Below are 15,572 nucleotides of genomic sequence, written 5' to 3' on the forward strand. Positions count from 1 at the left end.
GTCTTATCCTCGAACCAGTTTCAAATACACGGCCGTCATCTCCAAGCGGACAGCCAGAACCGCCAGTTGTTGTTCCGGGCGCCCCACCGGCAGGGTCGTCCCAGCCTGGTCCGGCACATCCTCGGCACCGATCATCACGATGTCGTCGAAGCCGCTGACCCTCGCCCCCACCAGTTGTCGTTCGGTATCGGTGATCAAGGCGAACGTACGCATGCGGCGCGGCAGCGGTCCGTCGATCTCCTCGTCGTGGAACAAGGACCGGGTCTCAGGGTGGGCGACCGCGCCGCTGCCGATCGCAGCGAGAACGTCACCCAGTCCGGCGGCGGCCACCACTTCACCCGCCAGCCTCAGCATCACCGTCGCCCCGTGCCGGGCCAGCGCCAGGGTGGCCGGATTGTCACCGGCCAGCACGACCGCCCTGTCCGACATCCGTTCGGCCAGGGTCTTGGCCGGGTTGGTGAACAGGTCCCGTCCGGCGCTGTTGCGAAGGGCCTCGGCATCCAATTCGTCTGCGAGCGCGGCCAGATCCACGCGCATACCGTGATCCACCACTTGCAGCGCGGCCAGACCCGCGGCCAGGTATCGAGTCAGTCCGAAGTCGTCGGGAACCCACAACCTGGGTGCCAGCACCACCGCGCGTCCGGCCGCGACATCACGCAACGGGCCCTCGTGCGGCGCCACGATCAGCACCCGGGCCCCGCGACGCACCCCGGTGGCCGCCGCGTTCACCAGAGCCGGATCGCCCGGATCGTCACCGGCCACGATCACCACGTCGAGTGCCCCCAGCCACGGCGGGGTCTCGGCGGCCACCACGATGGGAGCGGCGATCGATGCGCCGAGAACGGCGGCCAACATGGCGCCTGCATTCTCGGCAGCGCCGCGGCCGGCAACCCAAATCACCGTCCGCGGAGGATGATCGGCGTGCAGCGGGTCGAGCAGTCCTTCGGCCACTGCCGCGGCGGTCGCCCGAACCTGGGCACCCGCCATGGCCGCCGCCCGTAGCAGACCGTTGCGATCGGCGGCCAGAAGTCCGTCACCGTCGTCCAGGTCGACCGTGGCGTCCACGGCGTTCACGGCACCGGCTCGCTCACCCCACGGATCTGTCCCGAAACTCTGTCGACGAGGGCGGCGACGTCCTCGGCAGTGCGTGCTTCCACGTTCAGACGCAGCAGCGGTTCGGTATTCGACGTGCGCAGGTTGAACCAGCTGCCACCGCCGAGATCGACGGTGACGCCGTCGAGGTGGTCGATGGACTGGATCGAGCCGGAGAACGACTTCAGCACGGCATCGACACAGGCCGGCGCGTCGCTGACGGTGAAGTTGATCTCGCCGGAGGCCTCATAGCGCTGATAGTCCGCCATGAAGTCAGACAGCGGACGATCCTGCTCGCCCAGGGCGGCCAACACGTGCAGGGCCGCGAGCATGCCGGAATCGGCGCCCCAGAAATCACGGAAGTAGTAGTGCGCCGAGTGTTCTCCGCCGAAGATGGCGCCGGTCTCGGCCATCAGGCCCTTGATGTAGGAGTGCCCGACCCGGGACCGCACAGGAGTGCCGCCGCGCTCGATCACCAACTCGGGAACAGCGCGCGAGGTGATCAGATTGTGGATCACGGTGGCACCGATTTCCCGCTTGAGCTCACGGGCGGCCACCAATGCGGTCACCGCGGACGGCGACACCGGACGGCCGAGTTCGTCGACGACGAAGCAGCGGTCGGCATCACCGTCGAACGCCAGGCCGATATCGGCGCCGCTGGCCAGTACGTGGGCCTGCAGGTCGACGAGGTTGGCCGGATCCAGTGGGTTGGCCTCGTGATTGGGGAAGCTGCCGTCGAGTTCGAAGAACAACGGGAGAATCGTGGCCCCCGGGATCGGCCCGAGCACCGCAGGCGTGGTGTGGCCGGCCATTCCGTTGCCCGCGTCCACTGCGATGCGCAGCGGACGCAGCCCGGTCAGATCGACCAGAGAGCGGAGGAAGGTGCCGTAGTCCGCCAGCACATCGCGATCGGAGATCACACCGGGCGGGCCGTCGTGGGCAGGCACCCCCGAAATCACCTCGTCGGAGATCATGGACAGTCCGGTGTCCTTGCCTACCGGTTTGGCCCCGGCGCGGCACAGTTTGATCCCGTTGTACGCAGCCGGGTTGTGGCTGGCGGTGAACATCGCTCCGGGGCAGTCCAACAGACCCGAGGCGAAGTAGAGCTGATCGGTGGAGGCCAACCCGATGCGGACCACATCCAAGCCCTGGGCTGTCACGCCGTCGGCGAATGCGGCCGCCAGCGTCGGCGAACTCTCTCGCATGTCATAGCCGATCACGACCTGTGTGGCGCCCTCGGCGCGGACCAGGCGAGCGAACGCACCGGCGACGTCGGCCACGAACGCTTCGTCGATCTGGCTACCGACCAGACCACGGACGTCATAGGCCTTGATGACATCGTGAACAGCCGCCGCTGGCCTAGACATATAGCTCCTTGTGAAACGGGATCGTTGGCGCCAGCCTAACCGTCGGGCGGCGCCGACACGTTCACTACTCTTGGGCCGGTCGTCGTCTAATCAGGATCTAATCAGGGCTAGTCCGTACTAGTTGTCGGGGTCCGGCAAGACCCGCAGGTGCCCGCGACGGCGGCCGTTGGTCTCGGCGGGACGCGCCTGCGGCGCCATCACCGCACTGGCCCCCACACCGGTGGAGGGATCGGAGAATCCGGCCACCACCCCGCTGTGGGGAACCGCACCGGGCTGGCCTTCACGCACGGCGTCGGCGAGTGCGACGAGGTCGTCCTCGTCGGGGTGGGTGGGCAGCGGGCCGGCATGACGGACCAACTCCCAGCCTCGCGGTGCCGTGATCCGGCCGGCGTGGCCGACGCAGAGGTCCCAGGAGTGGGGTTCAGACACCGTGGCCAGGGGTCCGACCACCGCCGTGGAGTCGGAGTAGACAAAAGTCAACGTCGCCACGGCATAGTGCGGGCACCCGGGCCGGCAGCAGCGACGGGGAACATTCACGCAACAGAGATTACTTTGGACGGTCGCTGTGCGGTGCCGGACACGCGCAGCCGTCGGGTCCCCGATCCCGAACCGTTACGATCATCGCCGTGGCCCAGCGAAACCCATGGCGATCGCGTCGCGGCCGCGACATGCGCGGACCGCTGCTGCCGCGCTCGGTTCCCGGCTGGCGTAGTCGGGGCGAGCGGTTCGACATGGCTGTACTGGAAGCGTATGAGCCGATCGAGCGTCGGTGGGCGGCGCGGATCAAAGAACTCGATGTCGCGGTGGATGAGATTCCGCGGATGTCCCCGAAGGATCCCGAGGGCGTGCAATGGCCGCCCGAGGTCATCGCCGACGGACCGATCGCGCTGGCGCGGTTGATACCTGCTGGGGTTGATGTCAGAGGAAATGCGACCCGGGCTCGAATTGTCTTGTTCCGCAAGCCCATCGAGCGCCGGGTCAAAGGATCCGATGAGCTAGCTGACCTGCTGCATGAAATCCTGGTGGCCCAGGTGGCCACCTATCTGGGAGTTGAACCGTCAGTCATCGACCCAACGATCGACGACGACTGACGTCGAGCGCTACATCGTGCGATGAGCGCTCCGCCGGAGAGCGTCAGATGATGCCGCGCTTGAGGCGGCGACGCTCCCGTTCGGACAATCCTCCCCAGATGCCGAAGCGCTCATCGTGCGCGAGCGCGTACTCCAGGCAGGCATCCTTGACTTCACAGCCCAGGCAGATGCGCTTGGCCTCGCGGGTAGACCCGCCCTTCTCCGGAAAGAACGCCTCCGGGTCGGTCTGTGCGCACAGCGCACGTTCCTGCCATTGGTCGTCTTCGTCTTCCGGATCAACATCAATGTGTTCGGGAACCGAACTCACCGGAACCAGACTCAGTTGAGGACGTCCGGCCGCCCCCAGCGGTGTCGGTCCCACGTTGATGTGCGGTGCGTTGTCTACCGAGCCGAGTAGCCGATCGTCAAACCGGACCACATGATCGAAATCGCCGCTCTCATAAGACATTATCCCCCGCCTCCTCACTCGGTCTCGTAGATCCTAAGTGGAGCCCCACTACTGCGATGTGCGGTCACCCCATTCGAACAGTTGATCGAATCTCGGTCCGCGACACCGGAATCGGTCACCAACCGGGAAATGACACATCTGTGATTACACACGTGTTAGCTGCCAGGGTCAAGCGCCAGGACGCGAATTCATACCATCTCGTAATGTCAAATCGGCGCGTCGCGACATCGGCGTGTCCTGCCCGTGACGACGTCGTTTCCATCCGCACGCTCTCAACGCTTAGGGTCGGACGTTGTGAAGATCACCGTTCTGGTCGGCGGCGTCGGAGGCGCCCGGTTTTTGCTGGGCGTACAGCACCTGTTGGGCCTCGGCCAGTTCGCCGGGACCGACAGCAAGCAAAAACATGAACTCACCGCGATCGTGAACGTCGGTGACGACGCCTGGATGCACGGCGTGCGCATCTGCCCGGACCTCGACACCTGCATGTACACGCTGGGTGGCGGTATCGACCCCGAACGCGGCTGGGGTCACCGCAATGAAACGTGGCACGCCAAGGAAGAACTCGCTGCCTACGGTGTGCAACCCGACTGGTTCGGACTCGGCGACCGGGACTTGGCCACCCATCTGGTTCGCACCCAGATGCTGCGCGCCGGCTACCCGCTGTCACAGGTCACCGAGGCATTGTGTAAGCGCTGGTCACCGGGGGCGCGGTTGCTGCCCGTCACCGACGACCGCAGCGAGACCCACGTGGTGATCACCGACCCCGAGGATGGGGAACGACGGGCCATCCACTTCCAGGAGTGGTGGGTGCGTCACCGCGCGCAGGTGCCCTCACACAGCTTTGCGTTCGTCGGAGCGGAACAGGCAACCGCGGCGCCGGGCGTCGCCGAGGCAATCACCGACGCCGATGCGGTGTTGCTGGCGCCGTCGAATCCCGTCGTGAGTATCGGACCGATCCTGCAGATTCCCGGCGTCCGCGGCGCGCTGCGCTCGACCAAGGCGCCGGTGGTCGGCTACTCCCCCATCATCAATGGAAAACCGTTGCGCGGCATGGCCGATGAGTGCCTGTCCATCATCGGTGTGGAATCCACGTCACAGGCCGTCGGCCGGCATTTCGGCGCCCGGTCGGGCACCGGAATCCTGGACGGCTGGCTGATACACGAGGGCGATGAGGCCGACATCGCGGGAGTTCAGGTGCGCGCGGTGCCACTGCTGATGACCGACCCGTCGACCACCGCCGAGATGGTGCGGGCCGGCCTTGACCTGGCCGGCGTTGCGCTGTGAGCACTGCTGTGAACACCGAACACGGCTCCGGCGACAAGGTCGAGATCCTGCCGGTGGCAGGGCTTCCTGAGTTCCGCCCCGGAGATGACCTGGCCACCGTTCTTGCCGAAGCGGCACCTTGGCTGCGCGACGGTGATGTACTGGTGGTCACCAGTAAGGTCGTCTCCAAGTGCGAGGGCCGCATCGTCACCGCTCCTTCCGATCCGGAAGAGCGGGATACCCTGCGGCGCAAGCTGATCGACAGCGAGGCGGTTCGGGTACTGGCCCGCAAGGGCCGGACGCTGATCACCGAGAACGCGATCGGGCTGGTCCAAGCCGCCGCCGGCGTCGACGGCTCCAATGTCGACTCGAACGAGTTGGCGCTGCTGCCGGTCGATCCCGACGGCAGCGCGCAGGCACTACGTGTCGGCCTCCGTGAGAAACTCGGCGTCGCCGTCGGCGTCGTGATCACCGACACCATGGGCCGCGCCTGGCGCAACGGCCAGGCCGATTTCGCGATCGGCGCGTCCGGGCTCACCGTTCTCCACGGCTACGCCGGAGCGCGCGACCGGCACGGCAATGAGCTGCTGGTCACCGAGGTGGCCGTGGCTGACGAGATCGCTGCCGCAGCGGATCTGGTGAAGGGCAAGCTCACCGCGATCCCCGTCGCCGTCGTGCGTGGGCTTGAGCTGACCGACGACGGGTCGAACGCGGCCACATTGCTGCGCTCCGGCGAGGACGACCTGTTCTGGCTCGGCACAGCCGAGTCGATCGAGCTGGGACGCAGCCAGGCTCAGCTGCTGCGCCGCTCGGTGCGCGCGTTCTCCGACGAGCCCGTCGACCACGCGCTCATCGAAGCCGCCATCGGCGAGGCGCTGACCGCACCCGCGCCGCACCACACCCGTCCGGTGCGGTTCGTCTGGATGCAGGACGATGCCACCCGCGTCCGGCTCCTGGACCGGATGAAAGACAAGTGGCGGGACGATCTGAGCGGCGACGGCCGAGATCCCGAGTCCGTCGAGCGGCGCCTGAACCGCGGTCAGATCCTGTACGACGCTCCGGAACTGGTGATTCCGTTCATGGTTCCCGACGGTGCCCACAGCTATCCCGACGAAGCCCGCACGCAGGCCGAACACACCATGTTCACCGTCGCCGTGGGCGCGGCGGTGCAGGCCCTGCTGGTGGCGCTGGCGGTGCGTGAGGTGGGCAGCTGCTGGATCGGATCCACGATCTTCGCCGCCGATCTGGTCCGTTCCGAGCTCGATCTCCCGCCGGATTGGGAGCCCCTCGGGGCCATCGCGATCGGTCACCCCGCCGATCCGCAGCCTCCCCGCGACCCGGTGCCCACCGACGGCCTGCTGGTCGTGAAGTGAGCGCCGAGAGCCTGCACGCCTCCGCCGTCGAGGTGTTGACGCATTGGCAGACAGCCGATCCCGGTCAGGACACGCTGCGACATGCGGTGCTGTCATTTCTGGCTGCCCGTCCGGATGCCTGTCTCCGGGCATGCGTTCCCGGTCACATCACCGCCTCGGCACTGGTCGTCGACCACACCGGCACGCAGACACTGCTCACCCTGCATCCGCGCTTCGGCCGCTGGCTGCAACTCGGCGGGCATTGTGAGGAAACCGATTCCGACATTCGCGCCGCCGCGTTGCGCGAGGCCACCGAGGAGTCCGGGATCACCGGGCTGATCATCGACACACAACTGGCCGCGCTGCACGTGCACCCGGTCACCTGCTCGCTCGGGGTACCGACCCGCCACCTCGACATGCAGTTCGTGGTAAGGGCCCCCGAAGGTGCCGAGATCGCCTGCAGTGACGAGTCTTTGGATCTACGGTGGTGGCCGTTGGAGGCGCTGCCCGAGGGTACCGACTTCGGGTTGACCCAGCTTGCCGGCACCGTGACCGGAGCCCCCTAGCGCGGCGCCTGCGTGCAGTAGGACCGACGGGCTGCGCGCAGTGCAACTGCGGCTTGATCCGGAGCAGCGCCGTACTGGCCCGCCATCTGATCGATCACCGCCTGTGCCGGCGTACCGGTATAGAGCAGGCGGCACATCTCCCGGCCCACCATCAGCAACTGGTCATCGTCACCGGGGAACACCCCGCGCGTGGCTTTGAGGTAGGTGTTGTCTTCCCCGGTCAGCGGGATGGGCCAGGCCACCGCCTCCGGTGCGGTGATTCCCAGAACCCCTCCGAGCACCACCAGAGCCGCCAGCGGCGCCACCCCATTGCGCCGCAATACGTTGAACATGCCGTTGGACATGACCCTCCCCTTCTGCCGATAGAAGCCTAAGGCCGCCGGGGGTCCGGCAAACACACTTTTTCGGCGCCAGAGGCCGCCGAAGTTAGGTAGTCGACTACTCAAGCGCTGCTGGGCCCGATCTCCCTACCGTTGATACGCCACGGAAATACGGGTGGGAGGCACCATGAGCCTGCAGATCGAATCCCCTGCCGAAGACTCCGCCGGCGGCAAGAATGGCGACAAGCCGCCGGAGCAGCAGACTTCGCAAGTCGAAACCCCGCTGGGTGTCCGCCCCCGGGTCACAGAGGCTCTGCTGCTTATCTGCCTGACTGTCCAGACCGCAGTAGTTCTCTGGCTCGCGGTCTGGGACGCCACGCTGACCCGTTCAGCCTGGGATCTGTTAGGTGCCGCACTGCTTCTCGGTATCGGGATCACATGCGCGCTCGCGATCGGCGCGATACTGAGAAAATCGTCGAGCGCGTTCCTCACGGCGATGACAAGCCAGATCTTCGTGGTCTGTCTGGCGGCGTACGTGTGGCTCGTCGACGAGCGCAGCCCGGTCCGGCAACTGATCGGTATCACCGGGACGGCGCTGGTCTTCGGCGCGGTTGCTCTCTTCTGGATGGTCTACCTGGCCAGGTACACCCATGGAGCGATCAACCGGGGCGCGGTGGCAGTCGTCGCATTGTTCCCGGTGTTGGGACTGGTCCAGTTCTGGCTGCAATCGGACTACCTGCCTGCGCGTTCACTTCCCCTGGTCGATGTGCAAGCCGAACTGACTCCAGTGGGTTCCTCGGGTTCGATCATCCACTTGTCCGCCAACCTCACCATCCATAATCGCAGTTCGGTAGCGGTCGACATCCCGGCGGGCGTCATGCGGATAAGGGCATACCCGTTCGGGGTCCCGGAGGAGCCTGCGACCACCAATACGGTTGCCTCGTACCTGGATCCGGTGGGAAGCATGATCGGCGACTACCGCCAGATCCCGGTCCTGCCCAGCGACTCCAAGTTGCTGTATGCGGGCAGCATCGGCGCCGCTGGGAAGTTCCTGACGCCCGGGTCCACCACAGGCGCGCAGATGATTCTCGATATCAACCCGCAGACTGTGCGGTTGGTCCAGATGGGTGTCAGCATCGTCGCCGTGACCCGCCGCGCTGTGCAGGACACCCGGACCTGCTACGAACCCAAGAAGTCCTACACCGAGGACATTGAAGCGTTCCTGAAAGAGGCACGCCGGCTGCATGATTGGGTGGGTGGTGGCCAGGCGCTCTGCACCGAGACGCAATTCGCGGCCAGGGGTGCGATCGAAGAACTGGTCTCCGACCACCCGGTGCTGAGGATCTCCACCGTGGTGGACCACCCCGTGTTCACGACGCCGATGTTGGTACCGCTTCTGGGCACCAAAACCTCTCTCGACGATCCGGCGGGCGGGATGGACGAGGCCGCTACCATCGAAACAGCGACGCCCTCAGGGATATTCGGCGGAGGTGCCGAATATGCACCTGCCGACTCCGACTTGCACAAGACGGGCTGAGCACCACCGAGGCTACGGTTTATGACGCATTTCCGCCGATTCTCGTCAGATAGCGCAGTTTCGGCGCAGTAGCCGCGATCTCAGACGTCGGTGGAGTACCGGATGCCGCCGTCGGGGATGGACACCCCGGGCCACACCCTGGCACCGCGCAACAGTTCGCAGCGCGCACCGATGTCGGCACCGTCGCCGATCACGCCGTCGCGGATCAGTGCGCGCGGACCGATACGGGCACCGAAGCCCACGATCGAACGTTCAATCACCGCACCGGCTTCCACGCGCACCCCGTCGAAGATCACCGCGCCGTCGAGGCGGGCGCCCGCACCGATCTCGGCTCCGCGGCCCACCACGGTGCCGCCGATCAGCAAGGCGCCCGGCGCGACCGCCGCACCTTCGTGGACCAGTGACTCACCACGCTGGCCGTTGAGCGCCGGCGACGGCGCGATGCCACGAACCAGATCGGCAGAGCCGCGGACGAAATCGTCCGGCGTGCCCATGTCCCGCCAATACGAGGCGTCCACATACCCGCACATCTTCAGTCCGCGGGAGAGCACCTCGGGGAAGATCTCGCGCTCGACCGACAGGGCCCGTCCGCGCGGGATCTCGTCGATCACGTTGCGGTTGAACACATAACAGCCCGCATTGATCTGGTCGGTCGGCGGATCCTGGGTTTTCTCGAGGAACGCGGTCACGAACCCGTCGGCATCGGTGGGCACGCAGCCGAACGCCCGCGGATCGCTGACGCGCACCAGATGCAGCGTGACGTCGGCCTGGTGGGTGTCATGGGACTGGAGCAACGCGCCGAGATCGGCCGCCGACAGCACGTCACCGTTGAACACCATGGCCGTGTCGTAGCGCAGCTTGTCGGCCACGTTGGCGATGGCGCCACCGGTGCCGAGAGCCTCGGTCTCGGTGACGTATTCGATCTCCAGCCCCAGATCCGAGCCGTTACCGAAAGCTTCCTCGAAAACCTCGGCCTTGTACGAGGTGCCCATCACGACATGTTTGATGCCGGCCACCGCGATCCGGGCCAGCAGATGGGTCAGGAACGGCACGCCCGCCGTCGGCAACATCGGCTTGGGCGCCGAGAGGGTCAGCGGCCGCAGCCTGGTGCCTCGTCCACCGACGAGGACGACGGCGTCCACCTCCGCGGGATTGATCACGTCAGTGCCCTTTCGCCTGTTTACGTCGTGAACTACCGACCACCAGGCCCGCACGTGCTGCCAGCGCGCCCCGAATTGTCCACCGTAACGGCGCCTGCCAGGGCGCCGGGTATCGATCAGCCAAGAAAGTGTAGGTACTGCGGTGATGGGCGGCCAAGTTGCGCGCCGGGTCACGGCCGGTGGAGTGCCCCTTGTGGTGCAGCACCTCCGCCGTCGGGACGTAGACGTTCTGCCAGCCGGCCCGGGCGATCCGGTCACCGAGGTCGACGTCTTCCATATACATGAAGTAGCGCTCGTCGAACCCCCCGACCGCGTCGAAGGCGGCCCGGCGCATCAGCAGGCAGGAACCGGACAGCCAGCCGACCTCGCGCTCACTCGGGTCCTGCCGGTCCTGGCGGTAGGCCGCCGTCCACGGATTCGACTTCCAGAACGGGCCCACCACGGCATGCATGCCGCCACGGACCAGGCTCGGCTGATGGCGCGCCGACGGGTACACGGAACCGTCGGGATCGCGGACCAACGGTCCGAGCGCCCCCGCGCGCGGCCACCTCTTCGCCGCGTCGAGCAGCAGGTCGATCGAACGTGGGCCCCACTGCACGTCGGGGTTGGCGACGATGAAAAATTCCGGGCACTCCGCATCCGAGATCTGCTCGGCGCCGCGGTTGACGGCGCTGCCGTAACCCAGATTGCTGCCGGTTCGGAGCAGGCGCACGTTCGGGTAGCGCTTCTCGGCCAGCTCGGGTGCGCCGTCCGTTGAACCGTTGTCAGCCATCACGACCGTCACCGGACGGTCGGTGGCCAGGGCGAGGGAGGCCAGGAAACGGTCCAGGTGTCGACCCGGCGAGTACGTCACCGTCACCACCACGAGCGGGCGGGCCGCATCCTCAGTCACGGCGTAGAGGGTAGCGGGCCGGACGGGCTCTCTTTTCCAACCGCTGCTGCCAGGGCTTCCCGCCAATCGCGCAGCGGGGTCAGGCCCGCTTCGGCGGATCGGCGCGCGGACAAGACTGTGTAGGCCGGGCGCGGCGCGGGCCGCGGGTGACGGTCACTCCCGACCGGCCGAACCCGCTCCGGATCGGCACCGACGGCCACGAAGGTCTCTCGCGCCTGGTCGAACCGGCTGGCCGACCCCGCGTTGGCGGCATGCAACACGCCGGGTCGCACACCGCCGTCGGCGATCTGCAGCAGAGCCGTCACCAGGTCGCCGGTGTAGGTAGGTGACCCGATCTGGTCGGCGACCACATCCACGGGGCCGTCGCCGGCGGCCAGCCGGCGCATGGTCGCCACGAAGTCTTTCCCGTCGCCACCGCGGTACACCCATGCCGTGCGAACGACGTACGCATCGGGTTTGGCGGTCAGCACCGCCTGTTCCCCGGCCAGTTTGGTCTGGCCGTAGATGTTGACCGGCCCGGTGGGGTCGTCGACCTCATAGGGGGTGCGACGCTGCGCCGAGGCGCCGAATACATAGTCGGTGGAGATGTGCACCAGCGCGGCACCGGCGCCGGCACACGCCGTAGCGAGGTTGCCCGGGCCCACGACATTGACCGCGTGGGCCCGGTCCTGGTCGGTTTCTGCGGCGTCCACCTGCGTGTATGCCGCGCAGTTGATCACCACATCGCCGGACTCGACGAACCCTCGCACTGTGTCGACGTTGGTGATATCACAATCGGCAGAGGTCAGGGCCAGCACGTCACGACCCTCACGACGTCCCTGATCAGCCAATACGCGGCCGACCATGCCGCCGGCCCCGGTGATCACAATCCGTTGCGCCATGCGACCGAGTCTGGCACGCCGGTCCGCGTTACCCGGCTCACGTCCAGGCCGCAAGTAGCCTGGGCACGTGCGCATCCCCCTCCTTCGCTCCCTTGCTGTCGCCACGGCGTCGGCCGTGGTGCTCGGAACAGGGGTGGCCTGGTCCCAGATCCGCTCGTTCGAATCCGGCATCAACCACATCAGCTCTGCGGCGCTCGGCGGCGGCGGTGAGGACGGCGCCATCGACATCCTGCTGGTCGGGATGGACAGCCGCACCGACGCCCACGGCAACCCGCTGTCGCAGGAAGAGCTGGACACCCTGCGCGCCGGTGACGACGTCTCGACCAATACCGACACCATCATCCTGATCCGCATCCCCAACAACGGGAAGTCGGCCACCGCCATCTCCATCCCTCGCGATTCGTACGTCGAAGCACCGGGCTGGGGAAAGATGAAGATCAACGGCGTGTTCGGGGACGTCAAGCTCGACCGCATGAAGCAGCTCGTCGAGGTCGAGGGCGAGGATCCGGCGGTCGCCGAGCCCAAGGCCACCGAAGCCGCTCGCGAGGAGCTCATCCAGACGGTCGCCTCGTTGACCGGCGTCACCGTGGACCATTACGCCGAAATCGGACTACTCGGCTTCGCGCTGATCACCGATGCCCTGGGCGGCGTCAATGTCTGCCTCAAAGATGCTGTCTACGAACCGCTCTCCGGTGCCGATTTTCCCGCCGGCTGGCAGAAACTCAACGGCCCGCAGGCACTGAGCTTCGTTCGGCAACGTCATGACCTGCCGCGCGGCGACCTCGACCGGGTGACCCGCCAGCAGTCGGTGATGGCGTCGCTGGCCCATGAGGTGATCTCCAGCAAGACGCTGTCCAGCCCGGGAACGCTGGGTCGGCTGCAGGATGCCGTGCAGCGCTCGGTGGTGATCTCCGACGGCTGGGACATCATGAATTTCGTCGAACAGCTGCAGAAGCTTGCAGCCGGCAGCGTGGCGTTCGCCACCATCCCGATCCTGCGTGAGGACGGCTGGAGCGACGACGGCATGCAGAGCGTCGTCCGGGTGGATCCCGACGAGGTCCACCAGTGGGTGTCGAGCCTGCTGCAGGACCAGGACCAGGGCAAGACCGAACAACTCAGCTACTCACCGGAGAACACCACCGTCGAGGTGGTCAACGGCACCGACATCAACGGCCTGGCGGCCGCGGTGTCACAGGTACTGGGCAACAAGGGATTCGTGCCCGGTGCCACCGGTAACCACGAGGGCGCCCCGCCCGCGTCCAGCCAGGTGCTGGCCGCCAAGAGCGATGACCTCGGCGCCCAGGCGGTGTCCAAGGATCTCGGCGGGCTGCCGGTGAACGAGGATTCGTCGCTGCCACCCGGTGCGGTACGGGTGGTCCTGGCCGCGGATTACACCGGCCCCGGCTCCGACGGCATGGATCCGACCTCAGGCGCGGGCATCGTGGATCCGGCCGCGGCCGGCGACAGTTACAGCGATACCGGCGAACAGACCCCGCCACCACCGCCGTCGCCGATCCTCAATGCAGGTTCGGACGATCCCAAGTGCGTGAACTGATCGTCCTCGAGTAAAACCAGAGGCTATGAGCACAGTCAGCGCTGCGATCCTGGATCCGTTGTTGGCCGCGGACCCGGCAGGCCCACGGATCACCTACTACGACGACGCGACCGGTGAGCGCATCGAGTTGTCGGCGGTGACCATGGCCAACTGGGCCGCCAAGACCGCCAACCTGCTGCGCGACGAGATGGGCGCGGGCCCGGGAACCCGGGTGGCGGTGCTGCTGCCCGCTCACTGGCAGACGGCCGCGGCGCTGTTCGGGATCTGGTGGATCGGCAGTGAAGTAGTGCTGGACGGGGACGCTGACATGGCTCTGTGCACGCGGGACCGGCTCGACGAGGCCGACGACGCGGTATCCGGAGGCGAGGTTGCGGTGCTGTCGCTGGATCCGTTCGGCAAGCCGGCGCCGGATCTGCCGATCGGGGTCACCGACTACGCCACCGCGGTACGGGTCCACGGTGATCAGATCGTGCCCGAGCGGGTTCCGGGCCCGGCCCTGGCCGGGCGATCGGTGTCCGAGGTATTGGAAGCGGCCAGAAATTCCGCTGCCGCACAGGGTTTCACCGCCGACGACCGAGTGCTCTCGAGCGCGGCGTGGGCCACTCCAGACGAGCTCGTCGCGAATCTGATCGCAGTGTTCGCCGCCGGGGCGTCACTCGTGCAGGTGGCCAATCCCGATGTGGACGCACAGGAACGGCGTCGCACCACGGAGAAAGTCACCCGCGGCTAGATCAACGTGCCCCGAAAAGCCCGATGGCCAGTTACCGCACGGCCTTTCGATGAAAGCGTGCGCCAACTGGCCACTGGGCGTCGGAATTACTTCAGCAGGGCGCGGCTCATGACCACGCGCTGAATCTGGTTGGTGCCCTCGTAGATCTGGGTGATCTTGGCGTCACGCATCATGCGCTCGACCGGGAAGTCCACGGTGTAACCGGCGCCGCCGAACAGCTGCACCGCATCGGTGGTGACCTCCATGGCCACATCCGAGGCCAGGCACTTGCTCGCCGCCGAGATGAAGCCGAGGTTGCCCTCGCCGCGCTCGGCGCGCGCCGCGGCCGAGTACACCATCAACCGCGCGGCCTCCACCTTCATGGCCATGTCGGCGAGCATGAACTGCACGCCCTGGTTGTCACTGACCGGACGGCCGAACTGCTTGCGGTCCTTGGTGTAGGCGATCGCCGCGTCCAACGCACCCTGAGCGATACCGACGGCTTGCGCGCCGATGGTCGGGCGCGTGTGGTCCAGTGTGGCCAGCGCGGTCTTGAACCCGGTGCCGGGATCGCCGATGATCCGGTCCCCCGGAACGCGGCAGTTCTCGAAATACAACTCGGTCGTCGGGCTGCCCTTGATGCCGAGCTTGCGCTCCTTGGGGCCGACCACGAAGCCCTCGTCGTCCTTGTGGACCATGAACGCCGAGATGCCGTTGGCGCCCTTGTCGGGGTCGGTCACCGCCATGACGGTGTACCAGGTCGACTTGCCGCCGTTGGTGATCCAGCACTTGGTGCCGTTGAGGATCCAGCCGTCACCGTCGGCCTTGGCGCGGGTCCGCATGCCGGCGGCGTCGCTGCCCGCCTCGCGCTCGGACAGCGCGTAGGACGCCATCGCCTCACCCGAGGCGAGCGACGGCAGCACCTGCTTCTTCAGCTCATCCGAGCCGCGCAGGATCAGACCCATGGTGCCCAGCTTGTTGACCGCCGGGATCAGCGACGCCGAGCAATCCACCCGGGCCACTTCCTCGATCACGATGCAGGCCGCGACCGAGTCCGCTCCCTGGCCGCCGTACTCCTCCGGCACGTGAATCGCGTTGAAACCCGAGGCGTTCAGGGCCTGCAGGGCTTCTTCCGGGAAACGCGCATTCTCGTCGACGTCGGCAGCGTGCGGGGCGATTTCCTTCTCCGCCAGCGCCCGAATCGCCGACCGAAGCTCCTGATGCTCCTCCGGCAGCTGAAACAGATCGAATGATGGGTTACCGGCCCAACCAGCCATGATCTTCTCCTTCGCTATCAGCCCTTGGCTCTCTTGGTTTCCATCGTTGCCCGGACTGCACA

The 15,572-nt window shown here is 66.7% G+C and carries 16 protein-coding genes; 7 read left to right on the plus strand and 9 right to left on the minus strand.

All coding sequences use genetic code 11. The annotated features are described in order from the left end of the window. Positions 1-3: 3 nt before the first annotated feature. The 3 genes from AB0876_RS16470 to AB0876_RS16480 form a co-directional block, all read right to left on the minus strand. Positions 4-1,074: a hypothetical protein gene (locus AB0876_RS16470; RefSeq protein WP_064959537.1), complete on the minus strand. Its 1,071-nt coding sequence runs from the start codon at positions 1,072-1,074 to the stop codon at positions 4-6. Next, complete coding sequence (locus AB0876_RS16475; RefSeq protein ID WP_448442570.1) at positions 1,071-2,459, minus strand: phosphomannomutase/phosphoglucomutase; 1,389 nt, start codon at positions 2,457-2,459, stop codon at positions 1,071-1,073. Before AB0876_RS16475 ends, AB0876_RS16470 begins: the two co-directional genes overlap by 4 nt. A gap of 117 nt (positions 2,460-2,576) precedes the next feature. After that, positions 2,577-2,996 (minus strand): DUF3499 domain-containing protein, encoded by a 420-nt coding sequence (locus tag AB0876_RS16480; protein ID WP_055111973.1) that lies wholly within the window; start codon positions 2,994-2,996, stop codon positions 2,577-2,579. A gap of 131 nt (positions 2,997-3,127) precedes the next feature. On the opposite strand from AB0876_RS16480, the gene AB0876_RS16485 reads away from it, so the two are divergent. Beyond that, positions 3,128-3,550: a metallopeptidase family protein gene (locus AB0876_RS16485; protein WP_055111971.1), complete on the plus strand. Its 423-nt coding sequence runs from the start codon at positions 3,128-3,130 to the stop codon at positions 3,548-3,550. 43 nt (positions 3,551-3,593) lie between these two features. Here the strand turns inward: AB0876_RS16485 and AB0876_RS16490 are convergent, their stop codons facing one another. Beyond that, the gene (locus AB0876_RS16490; protein WP_064886442.1) at positions 3,594-3,998 is read right to left on the minus strand and encodes a WhiB family transcriptional regulator; all 405 of its coding nucleotides are present in this window, start codon (positions 3,996-3,998) and stop codon (positions 3,594-3,596) included. A gap of 294 nt (positions 3,999-4,292) precedes the next feature. Here AB0876_RS16490 and cofD point away from each other — a divergent pair, with 294 nt between their 5' ends. Genes cofD through AB0876_RS16505 form a run of 3 tightly spaced genes read left to right on the plus strand, consistent with a single transcriptional unit; the run spans position 4,293 to position 7,179 of the window. After that, entirely contained in the window at positions 4,293-5,282 is a 990-nt protein-coding gene (gene cofD, locus AB0876_RS16495; RefSeq protein WP_448442567.1) for a 2-phospho-L-lactate transferase, read from the plus strand. Positions 5,283-5,290: 8 nt separating this feature from the next. Continuing rightward, positions 5,291-6,634, plus strand: a complete 1,344-nt coding sequence (locus AB0876_RS16500; RefSeq protein WP_526042760.1) for a coenzyme F420-0:L-glutamate ligase — start codon at positions 5,291-5,293, stop codon at positions 6,632-6,634. Then, positions 6,631-7,179 (plus strand): NUDIX domain-containing protein, encoded by a 549-nt coding sequence (locus tag AB0876_RS16505; RefSeq protein ID WP_448442563.1) that lies wholly within the window; start codon positions 6,631-6,633, stop codon positions 7,177-7,179. Before AB0876_RS16500 ends, AB0876_RS16505 begins: the two co-directional genes overlap by 4 nt. On the opposite strand, the gene AB0876_RS16510 is transcribed toward AB0876_RS16505, so the two are convergent. Next, positions 7,176-7,523 (minus strand): DUF732 domain-containing protein, encoded by a 348-nt coding sequence (locus tag AB0876_RS16510; RefSeq protein ID WP_064886446.1) that lies wholly within the window; start codon positions 7,521-7,523, stop codon positions 7,176-7,178. The two genes, AB0876_RS16505 and AB0876_RS16510, sit on opposite strands and share 4 nt — an antisense overlap. Before the next feature lie 163 nt (positions 7,524-7,686). Here AB0876_RS16510 and AB0876_RS16515 point away from each other — a divergent pair, with 163 nt between their 5' ends. Then, complete coding sequence (locus AB0876_RS16515) at positions 7,687-9,036, plus strand: hypothetical protein (protein ID WP_064959541.1); 1,350 nt, start codon at positions 7,687-7,689, stop codon at positions 9,034-9,036. 80 nt (positions 9,037-9,116) lie between these two features. On the opposite strand, the gene manB is transcribed toward AB0876_RS16515, so the two are convergent. From manB to rfbD, 3 genes are read right to left on the minus strand one after another with little or no spacing between them, the layout of a single operon-like run. Further along, a complete protein-coding gene (gene manB / locus AB0876_RS16520; RefSeq protein WP_064886448.1) occupies positions 9,117-10,196 on the minus strand; it encodes a mannose-1-phosphate guanylyltransferase ManB in 1,080 nt (359 codons plus the stop codon). A 1-nt stretch (position 10,197) separates the two neighbouring features. Further along, positions 10,198-11,088: a glycosyltransferase gene (locus AB0876_RS16525; protein WP_448442559.1), complete on the minus strand. Its 891-nt coding sequence runs from the start codon at positions 11,086-11,088 to the stop codon at positions 10,198-10,200. Beyond that, complete coding sequence (rfbD, locus tag AB0876_RS16530) at positions 11,085-11,969, minus strand: dTDP-4-dehydrorhamnose reductase (RefSeq protein ID WP_448442557.1); 885 nt, start codon at positions 11,967-11,969, stop codon at positions 11,085-11,087. The genes AB0876_RS16525 and rfbD overlap by 4 nt, the downstream gene beginning before the upstream one ends. Positions 11,970-12,036: 67 nt before the next feature. Here rfbD and AB0876_RS16535 point away from each other — a divergent pair, with 67 nt between their 5' ends. Both AB0876_RS16535 and AB0876_RS16540 read left to right on the plus strand, forming a co-directional pair. After that, positions 12,037-13,524: an LCP family glycopolymer transferase gene (locus AB0876_RS16535; RefSeq protein WP_448442555.1), complete on the plus strand. Its 1,488-nt coding sequence runs from the start codon at positions 12,037-12,039 to the stop codon at positions 13,522-13,524. Between the two features lie 25 nt (positions 13,525-13,549). Beyond that, complete coding sequence (locus AB0876_RS16540; RefSeq protein ID WP_526042421.1) at positions 13,550-14,254, plus strand: TIGR03089 family protein; 705 nt, start codon at positions 13,550-13,552, stop codon at positions 14,252-14,254. A gap of 86 nt (positions 14,255-14,340) precedes the next feature. On the opposite strand, the gene AB0876_RS16545 is transcribed toward AB0876_RS16540, so the two are convergent. Further along, positions 14,341-15,510 carry an acyl-CoA dehydrogenase family protein gene (locus AB0876_RS16545; RefSeq protein ID WP_448442551.1) on the minus strand — a complete coding sequence of 390 codons (1,170 nt, stop codon included), beginning with the start codon at positions 15,508-15,510 and terminating at the stop codon, positions 14,341-14,343. Positions 15,511-15,572 lie beyond the last annotated feature (62 nt).

Source organism: Mycobacterium sp. NPDC049093, from assembly GCF_040704635.1.
GTDB lineage: Bacteria > Actinomycetota > Actinomycetes > Mycobacteriales > Mycobacteriaceae > Mycobacterium.

Excerpts from the sequence above, each read along its gene's own strand:
- AB0876_RS16475 (WP_448442570.1), bottom strand. The coding sequence starts at position 2,459 with ATGTCTAGGCCAGCGGCGGCTGTTCACGATGTCATCAAGGCCTATGAC.
- AB0876_RS16485 (WP_055111971.1), top strand. The coding sequence starts at position 3,128 with ATGCGCGGACCGCTGCTGCCGCGCTCGGTTCCCGGCTGGCGTAGTCGG.
- AB0876_RS16490 (WP_064886442.1), bottom strand. The coding sequence starts at position 3,998 with ATGTCTTATGAGAGCGGCGATTTCGATCATGTGGTCCGGTTTGACGAT.
- AB0876_RS16510 (WP_064886446.1), bottom strand. The coding sequence starts at position 7,523 with ATGTCCAACGGCATGTTCAACGTATTGCGGCGCAATGGGGTGGCGCCG.
- AB0876_RS16515 (WP_064959541.1), top strand. The coding sequence starts at position 7,687 with ATGAGCCTGCAGATCGAATCCCCTGCCGAAGACTCCGCCGGCGGCAAG.
- rfbD (WP_448442557.1), bottom strand. The coding sequence starts at position 11,969 with ATGGCGCAACGGATTGTGATCACCGGGGCCGGCGGCATGGTCGGCCGC.
- AB0876_RS16540 (WP_526042421.1), top strand. The coding sequence starts at position 13,550 with ATGAGCACAGTCAGCGCTGCGATCCTGGATCCGTTGTTGGCCGCGGAC.
- AB0876_RS16545 (WP_448442551.1), bottom strand. The coding sequence starts at position 15,510 with ATGGCTGGTTGGGCCGGTAACCCATCATTCGATCTGTTTCAGCTGCCG.